At 62.6% G+C, this 1,592-nt stretch carries 1 protein-coding gene and 1 pseudogene; both read right to left on the reverse strand.

The features are described from left to right. Positions 1 to 730: pseudogene (locus ISM_RS00005) on the reverse strand (TRAP transporter permease); the annotation flags it as partial. Between the two features lie 119 nt (positions 731 to 849). After that, positions 850 to 1,592 (reverse strand): TAXI family TRAP transporter solute-binding subunit (locus tag ISM_RS00010; protein WP_009812032.1); only part of this gene is annotated, 743 nt, incomplete at its 5' end.

Below are 1,592 nucleotides of genomic sequence, written 5' to 3' on the forward strand. Positions count from 1 at the left end.
GGTCAGCTCGAGGATCATCGCCGAGCCGCCGTCGCGGCAAAGGCCACGCCGATAGCACAAAGCTCGTCCCGACCGAATTGCGCGCCGCCGTCGAATAGACCGGCAGCAGGTAGAGCGCGACCACCACGGCACAGATCGCCAGCACGATGTCCGAGGCGGCAAACCGGTGACGATGGGTGTTCTCGAACCAGCCAAGCACAATCGCGCCGAAAGTGGCGATCAAAAGCGGAATGCCGAACCAGGTGACCTCTTGGTTGTAGATCTCGGTGCCCGGAAACGCGGCCCAGGTGCTGAGCCCGCCCATCTGCGGCAGGGTGCCCGAGTTGATCTTGACCGCAAAGCTGAGCGCCATATAGCCCGCCACCAGCGCCGGCAGGATCAGGCCTAGCCCGGCCAGCGACAACATCCGCGTCTCGGGCCGCTCGGTATCGGGGAAGAGCCGCGCCGCAAAGAGAAGAAAGCCCAGCGCCAGCGCGCCCGACACGTGGACGATGCGGAAATTCCACGTCTCCATCGGAAAGGTCGGCAGCAGGGGAATGTTGATCCCGGTCCAATCACGGATCGACACGCCGTTGAGCGCGATCATATGGGTCAGCGCATAGAGCGTGGCGATGGCGGCCACGAAAAGATAGGATTTATTGGTGAACAGGCGGCGATTGCGCTCGACCGGTTCCTCATCGACGCCCTCTGCCAGGACGACCTGGTCGGCGGTTTCTTGTGCTTGTGTCATTGTCCCCTCCGCTCTGCGTCCCGCATCATAGCACGGGTGCAGCGCCCACTTGGAAAAATGCCGCGCCCGGGTCTCTGGGGGCGCGGCACTACTGTCAGGCCATTCAGGCCGGTGACGGTTTACTTGCTGAAGATCTTGTCGGCGGGGATATCCGCACCGGCATTCTCAACGAACCATTTTGCTGCACCGGGGTGCCACATCATGACTTTGTTCTTGTCCCAGTTCTCGGGCAGGGTCGATGCGGCGGCACGGTGGATGCCCTGCATCCGCTCGTTGTCCGACATGACCGTGTCCACGACCGCATAGACAAAGCTCTCGGGCAGGTCGCAATTGGCGATGGTGAAGTTCCACATCGACACCGACCGCGCCGGCGCTTCCAGCGTGGTGTAGGTATCCGCCTTGATTTCAAAGGCCGACACCGGGAAGGCCTCCATGATCTTGGCCTGTTCCTCTTCGGTGAACTCGATGATGTTCACATCCGTCTGCACTTCGAGCTGGCTGACCGCGGGCACCGGCACACCGGCAGCAAAGGCGATCACGTCGAGAAGACCGTCCTGAAGCTGCCCGCCAAGGTCGGACCAGCCGCCATTGCGGCGCTCGAACTTGACGCCCAGCTCTTCCATCATGCGCGGGAAATAGGTGTCCGAGGTCGAGCCCGCCGGACCAAAGCCGATCCGCGCCCCATCCGGGATATCCGCGATGCTTTCGATGCCCGACGAGGCCAGCGCAGTCACGCTAAAGGGCGTCTGATACATCGGGAACATGGCACACGCATTGGTCATCTGCAGACCGGGGGCAATCGGGTTGGTCCCTGCCAGCGATTCCGCCGCCGGGCCCATGGTGGTCATGCCGAACTGTGCCT

Origin of the sequence: Roseovarius nubinhibens ISM, from assembly GCF_000152625.1 — a bacterium.
GTDB classification, from domain to species: domain Bacteria; phylum Pseudomonadota; class Alphaproteobacteria; order Rhodobacterales; family Rhodobacteraceae; genus Roseovarius; species Roseovarius nubinhibens.